The sequence below is a fragment of the Variovorax sp. P4_B10 genome (assembly GCF_056402375.1).
The window spans coordinates 70781-77355 of sequence record NZ_JBFUHN010000025.1 but is presented as its reverse complement, the minus strand read 5'-3'; the positions used below and the strand labels follow the sequence as shown (position 1 = coordinate 77355).

Annotated in this window: 5 protein-coding genes; 4 read left to right on the top strand and 1 reads right to left on the bottom strand. The window is 67.1% G+C overall.

What is annotated here, in order from left to right; translation table 11 throughout:
- A partial coding sequence (locus AC1DXX_RS14095; RefSeq protein WP_478134822.1) for an autotransporter-associated beta strand repeat-containing protein occupies window positions 1-2027 on the bottom strand: 2027 nt, incomplete at its 3' end.
- 221 nt (window positions 2028-2248) lie between these two features.
- Between AC1DXX_RS14095 and AC1DXX_RS14090 the strand changes: the two genes are divergently transcribed.
- From AC1DXX_RS14090 to leuB, 4 genes are read left to right on the top strand one after another with little or no spacing between them, the layout of a single operon-like run.
- Window positions 2249-3202 (top strand): LysR substrate-binding domain-containing protein, encoded by a 954-nt coding sequence (locus tag AC1DXX_RS14090; protein WP_478134821.1) that lies wholly within the window; start codon window positions 2249-2251, stop codon window positions 3200-3202.
- 59 nt (window positions 3203-3261) lie between these two features.
- Window positions 3262-4683: a 3-isopropylmalate dehydratase large subunit gene (gene leuC, locus AC1DXX_RS14085; protein WP_478134820.1), complete on the top strand. Its 1422-nt coding sequence runs from the start codon at window positions 3262-3264 to the stop codon at window positions 4681-4683.
- Between the two features lie 14 nt (window positions 4684-4697).
- Window positions 4698-5348, top strand: a complete 651-nt coding sequence (leuD, locus tag AC1DXX_RS14080; RefSeq protein ID WP_478134819.1) for a 3-isopropylmalate dehydratase small subunit — start codon at window positions 4698-4700, stop codon at window positions 5346-5348.
- Between the two features lie 40 nt (window positions 5349-5388).
- The gene (gene leuB, locus AC1DXX_RS14075; RefSeq protein ID WP_478134818.1) at window positions 5389-6477 is read left to right on the top strand and encodes a 3-isopropylmalate dehydrogenase; all 1089 of its coding nucleotides are present in this window, start codon (window positions 5389-5391) and stop codon (window positions 6475-6477) included.
- The last annotated feature ends 98 nt before the right edge of the window (window positions 6478-6575 follow it).

Below are 6575 nucleotides of genomic sequence, written 5' to 3'. Positions count from 1 at the left end.
GCGCCGGTCTGSGTGATGGCRCCGCCGTTGCTSGCGGCRTTCAACGAAGCCGCGGTGCCGTTGCCCAGGTTCAACGCGCCATGGCTCGTGGCGGTCAGCGCGCCTGTATTCAGCGTGCCGAGCGTGAGGCCGTTCACGTCGTTGATCTGTGTGGCGCCGCCCGTCAGGGTCACGGCACCGCCGAAATCGTTGTTGGCATTCGCCAGCGTGACGGCACCCGTGCCGGCGTTCAGCGTGCTCGTGCCGGCCACGCTCAGCGCGCCGGTCTGCGTGATGGCGCCGCCGTTGCTGGCGGCATTCAGGGAGGCGGCGACACCACTGCCCAGGTTCAAGGCGCCATGGCTCGTGGCGGTCAGCGCGCCGGTGTTGAGTGTGCCGAGCGTCAGGGCGTTCACGTCGTTGATCTGCGTCGCGCCGCCCGACAGGTTCACGACGCCACCGAAATCGTTGCCGGCATTGGTCATCGTGATCGCACCGGCACCGCTGTTCACCGACAGGTTGCCGGAGCCGCTGAAGACGCCACTCATCGTGAGCGCGCCGTTCGAACCGATGGCGCCGTTGCCCGTCAACAGCACGTTGCGTGCGCTGGTGAAAGCCCCGGTCGCAAGAAGCGCACCGCCGTTGAGCGTGACCGAGCCGGTCGCCGCGCCCAGGTTCGCATCGGTCGTCACCTGGACCGTGCCGGCGTTGATGAACGTGCCGCCGCTATAGCCGTTGGTGCCCGAGAGCGTCAGCGTGCCGCTGCCGTTCTGCCTGACCCGGCCCGTGCCGTCGATGGTGCCGGCGAAGCTCGTGCTGTCCGAGCGGTTGAAGGTCAGGGCCGCATTGTTCGTGACATTGCCCGCAAGGCTGCCCGTGGTGCCGCCATTGCCGATCTGCAGCGTGCCCGCCGAGATGGTGGTGCCGCCGGTGTAGGTGTTGGTGCCGGTCATCACCGTGATGCCCGTGCCCGATTGCGTGACCGAGCCGGCGCCCGAGATGTCGTAGCCCGCCGCGATGATGGCGGAGGCGGCATAGACGACCTGGCTGCCGGTGTTGACCCTGACGCCGCCCGCCGCGCTCAGGGTGCCGCCAGTGATGGTCAGCGTCCCGATGCCGCCCGCCCCGCCGTCGCCTTTGCGCCCGGTGCCGTCGCCGCCGTTGTAGCCGCCCACGGCGATGCTGCCCGCGGACACGACGCTGCTGCCGGACAGCGTGACCTGCCCGCTGCCGCCGTTACCGCCGTTGCCGCCCTGGCCGTTGCCCGTCCCGCCGCCGCCGCCGCCGCCCGAGCCCCCGATCAGCAGCGCACCGGCGATGGACGTGGTGCCGGCGCTGATGTTGAGCACGCCGTCGCCGCCGTTGCCGCCACGGGTGGCGGAGCCCGTTCCGCCGGCGCCGCCGCCTCCGCCGCCGCTGCCACCCACCGCGACCGAGCCGGTGATCGTGGTGTTGGTCGAGATGCTGTACGTGGTCGTCCCGCCGGCCTTGCTGCCGGTGGCGGTACCGCTCAGGGCGTCGCCCCCCGGCGCCCCGAGGCCGGTTCCACCGGCAGCGCCGCCGTTGTTGCCTGCGCCGGGGGTACCGTTGTTGTCTGACAATGCGTCGGCGCCGTCACCGTTGCCGTTGGCGCCACCCGCGCCGCCGCTGTTGGCGCCGACGACGAAACCCGACGCGCCGCCGCCCGCACCGAATCCGCCGCCACCGCCGCCTGCACCGGCCCCGCTGCTGCCCGCTCCGCCGCCGCCGCCGATGCCACCGTCGCCGCCATCTCCGCCGCCGTTGACGCCGTTGCCGCCGGAACCGACGGTGCCGATCACGAGGTTCTGCGCCCAGGTCGGTGCGGCCAGGCCGCCCCCGGCCATTGCGATCACGATCACCGCCATCAATCCATTCAGCCGGAACGACGCGCCCGCGAGGTGTACGGCGCCCGGCGTCGCGCCTGGACGGTGTGCACGCTGCGGCTTGCCGCGCGCGTTGGCGATTTCGGAAACGGCGACCCAGGCGCCGAGTGCGTTGTTCCAGAGGCTGCGAAAGGAGATGTTCATGCGCGTCTTTCGTTACTTGTTAACAATAGTTCTAACCAACGATACCTAAAGTAACAACAAAGACCTATCACCTAAATGGGGGATACGCGACCACCGCCGTGCTGCGCTAGGGGTGGTCTCATCGCCAATTGCCATCCAAGCCATCTCTGATCGAGATGCCTGACGGTATAAAACAGAGGGAAAATACGAATCCCATCGCCAGTCGCGATGTCCACGCCTTCATGACCACCTCGGAACGCAACTTCGCCCGCCGCATCGACCTCACGTCGCTGCAGCTGTTCGTGGCCGTGTGCGAGCTGGGCAGCATCGGGCGCGCGGCAGAGCGGGAATTCATCGCGGCCTCGGCCATCAGCAAGCGGCTGTCCGACCTCGAAGCCACGCTCGGCACCACCCTGCTCTACCGCCATGCGCGCGGCGTCGACCTCACGCCGGCCGGCGAAAGCCTGCTGCACCACGCCCGCTCGGTGCTCTACAGCCTCGAGAAGATGCAGGGCGAGCTCAGCGAATACGCCGACGGCGTGCGCGGCCATGTGCGGGTGCACGCCAACATCTCGGCCATCGTGCAGTTCCTGCCGGAAGACCTGGGCGTGTTCACGCGCGCCCACGAGGCGATCAAGATCGACCTCGAGGAGCACCTGAGCAGCGAGGTGATTCGCGCCGTGCAGGAAGGCGCAGCCGACCTCGGCGTATGCCATGTGGCCGGCGGCGCGGGCGAGTTGCAGAGCCTGCCGTACCGGCACGACCGCCTCGCGCTGATCGTTCCCACGGGCCACGCGCTGGTTTCGCAGGACGCCATCGACTTCGTCGATTCACTGGCCTTCGACCACGTCGGCCTGCACACCAACAGCTCGATCTACGTCGCCATGCACGAGGCGGCCTTGAAGGCCGGCCGCAGCATCAAGCTGCGCATCCACGTCACGGGCCTGGACGCCATGTGCCGCATGATCGAGAACGGCCTGGGCATCGGCGTGATGCCGCAGCGCGCCTTCGAACTCATGCAGGACGGCATCGGCCGGGGCCTCGTGAGCGTTGCGCTCGCCGACGCCTGGGCGGCGCGCGAGATCCGCCTGGTGGCGCGCGACTTCTCCACCCTGCCGGTGGCGGCGCGCTCGCTGGTGAATCACCTGCACGCGGCCGCCGATTCGGCGAATGCCAACGAACAGCTCGCGGCCTGAAAACGAATTTGCAGCCGCATCGACAGACAATCCATTTCCCCACGAAAGAAGAGACCGACATGGCACGCACGCTCTACGACAAGATCTGGGACGAACACGTCGTCCACACCGAGGAAGACGGCACCGCGATCCTCTACATCGACCGCCACCTGGTGCACGAAGTCACCAGCCCGCAAGCCTTCGAAGGCCTGCGCGTGGCCGGCCGCAAGCTGTGGCGCATCAGCTCGGTCGTCGCCACGGCCGACCACAACACGCCCACCACGGGCTGGGAGCGCGGCTATGAAGGCATCGCCGACCCGACCAGCAAGGAGCAGGTCACCACGCTGGACAAGAACATCGCCGAATTCGGCGCCGCCGCGTTCTTTCCGTTCCTGAGCAAGCGCCAGGGCATCGTGCATGTGATCGGCCCGGAATCGGGGGCCACGCTGCCGGGAATGACCGTGGTCTGCGGCGACTCGCACACCTCCACGCATGGCGCGTTCGGCGCACTCGCGCACGGCATCGGCACCAGCGAGGTCGAGCACGTGATGGCCACGCAGACGCTGCTCGGCAAGAAGGCGAAGAACATGCTCGTGAAGGTCGAGGGCAAGCTGCCGTTCGGCTGCACCGCGAAGGACATCGTGCTCGCGATCATCGGCAAGATCGGCACCGCCGGCGGCACCGGCTACACGATCGAATTCGCAGGCTCGGCCATTCGCGACCTCAGCATGGAAGGCCGCATGACGGTCTGCAACATGGCCATCGAGGCCGGCGCGCGCGCCGGGCTGGTGGCGGTCGACGAAAAGACCATCAGCTACGTCAAGGGCCGCCCGCTCGCGCCCACGGGCGTGGAGTGGGACCAGGCCGTGACCTACTGGCGCACGCTGCAGTCCGACCCCGGCGCGGCATTCGACGCCGTGGTCGAACTCGACGCCGCTCAGATCCAGCCGCAGGTGACCTGGGGCACCTCGCCCGAAATGGTGGTCGACATCAACGGCCGCGTGCCCGACCCCGACAAGGAAAAGGATGCGAGCAAGCGCGGCGCCATCGAGCGCGCGCTGGTCTACATGGGTCTGGAGCCCAACAAGGCGATGAACGACATCTTCATCGACAAGGTGTTCATCGGCTCGTGCACCAACAGCCGCATCGAGGACATGCGCGAGGCCGCCGCCGTGGTGAAAAAGCTCGGCCAGAAGGTCGCGAAGAACGTGAAGCTCGCGATGGTCGTGCCCGGCTCGGGCGTGGTGAAGGAACAGGCCGAGCGCGAAGGCCTCGACCTGATCTTCAAGGCCGCGGGCTTCGAATGGCGCGAGCCCGGTTGCTCGATGTGCCTGGCAATGAACGCCGACCGGCTCGAGCCGGGCGAGCGCTGCGCATCGACCTCGAACCGCAACTTCGAAGGCCGCCAGGGCGCCGGTGGCCGCACCCATCTCGTGAGCCCGGCCATGGCCGCCGCCGCCGCTGTGCACGGCCATTTCGTCGACGTGCGCACCTTCGCCTGACCTGGAGACATCACATGCAGAAATTCACCGTGCACAAGGGCCTCGTGGCCCCCATGGACCGCGAGAACGTCGACACCGACGCGATCATTCCGAAGCAGTTCCTCAAGTCGATCCGCAAGACCGGATTCGGGCAGAACCTGTTCGACGAATGGCGCTATCTGGACGCCGGCTTTCCGGGCCAGGACCCGGCGACCCGAAAGCCCAACCCCGACTTCGTGCTGAACCAGCCGCGCTACGCCGGCGCCTCGGTGCTGCTGGCGCGCAAGAACTTCGGCTGCGGCTCGTCGCGCGAACATGCGCCGTGGGCGCTCGACCAGTACGGCTTCCGCGCGATCATCGCGCCGAGCTATGCGGACATCTTCTTCAACAACAGCTTCAAGAACGGCCTGCTGCCGATCGTGCTGCCTGAGGCGCAAGTGGCGCAGCTGTTCGACGAGACCTTCGCCTTCCCCGGCTACACGCTGACCATCGACCTGGAGCGCCAGGTGGTTGTGAAGCCGGACGGTGGCGAGTTCGCGTTCGACGTGCAGGCCTTCCGCAAGTACTGCCTGATCAACGGGCTGGACGACATCGGCCTCACGCTGCGCCACAAGGACAAGATCAAGGCCTTCGAGACCGAGCGCCTGGCGAAGAAGCCCTGGCTCGCGCACACGATGATCTCGTGATCGCCCGCATCATTTCCGCATTCAAACCTCAGACCAACTTATGAAAATCGCAGTTCTCCCGGGTGACGGCATCGGCACCGAAATCGTGGCGGAAGCCGTCAAGGTGCTCAACGTGCTCGACCTGAAGTTCGAGATGGAGTCGGCGCTGGTCGGCGGTGCGGCCTACGAGGCCCACGGCCATCCGCTGCCCGAAGCTACGCTCAAGCTGGCAAAGGAATCCGACGCGGTGCTGTTCGGCGCGGTCGGCGACTGGAAGTACGACAAGCTCGACCGCCCGCTGCGGCCCGAGCAGGCCATCCTGGGGCTGCGCAAGAACCTCGGGCTGTTTGCGAACTTCCGCCCGGCGATCTGCTACGAGCAGCTCGTGGACGCCTCGAGCCTGAAGCCCGAGCTGATTTCGGGCCTCGACATCCTGATCATCCGCGAGCTGACCGGCGACATCTACTTCGGCCAGCCGCGCGGCCGCCGCACCGCCGTCGACGGTCACTTCCCGGGCGCCGAAGAGGCCTTCGACACGATGCGCTATTCGCGCCCCGAGGTCGAGCGCATCGCTCGCGTCGCCTTCGAAGCCGCCCGCAAGCGCAGCAAGCGCGTGACCAGCGTCGACAAGGCCAACGTGCTCGAGACCTTCCAGTTCTGGAAGGACATCGTGACGGAGATCGGCAAGGAGTACCCGGACGTCGAACTCGACCACATGTACGTCGACAACGCGGCCATGCAGCTCGTGAAGGCGCCCAAGAAGTTCGACGTGGTGGTCACCGGCAACATGTTCGGCGACATCCTCTCGGACGAAGCCGCGATGCTCACCGGCTCCATCGGCATGCTGCCCTCGGCCTCGCTCAATGCGAGCAACCAGGGCCTGTACGAACCCAGCCACGGCAGCGCACCAGACATTGCCGGCAAAGGGGTTGCCAATCCTTTGGCTACAATCCTGTCCGCTGCCATGATGCTCCGCTTTTCACTCAACCAAGCCGAAGCTGCCGACCGTATCGAGTCGGCGGTCAAGGATGTGCTCGCCTCCGGGCTGCGCACGGGTGACATCTGGTCAGAAGGTACGAAGCGCGTCGGCACCCGCGAAATGGGCGACGCGGTCGTTGCAGCAATCACCAAAAAGACGATTACCGRCTAACCGCAGCCCGCTTCGTCACGCCCCTCCCCGGCTCGACGAGTCGGGCAAAAGAACTTGATCAGTTGGGGACAGAGCAGATTGCTTCGCAATCCTGGTCT

What these genes read in the sequence shown, in the direction of transcription:
- AC1DXX_RS14090 (WP_478134821.1), top strand. Translation starts at nt 2,249, where the DNA reads ATGACCACCTCGGAACGCAACTTCGCCCGCCGCATCGACCTCACGTCG.
- leuC (WP_478134820.1), top strand. Translation starts at nt 3,262, where the DNA reads ATGGCACGCACGCTCTACGACAAGATCTGGGACGAACACGTCGTCCAC.
- leuD (WP_478134819.1), top strand. Translation starts at nt 4,698, where the DNA reads ATGCAGAAATTCACCGTGCACAAGGGCCTCGTGGCCCCCATGGACCGC.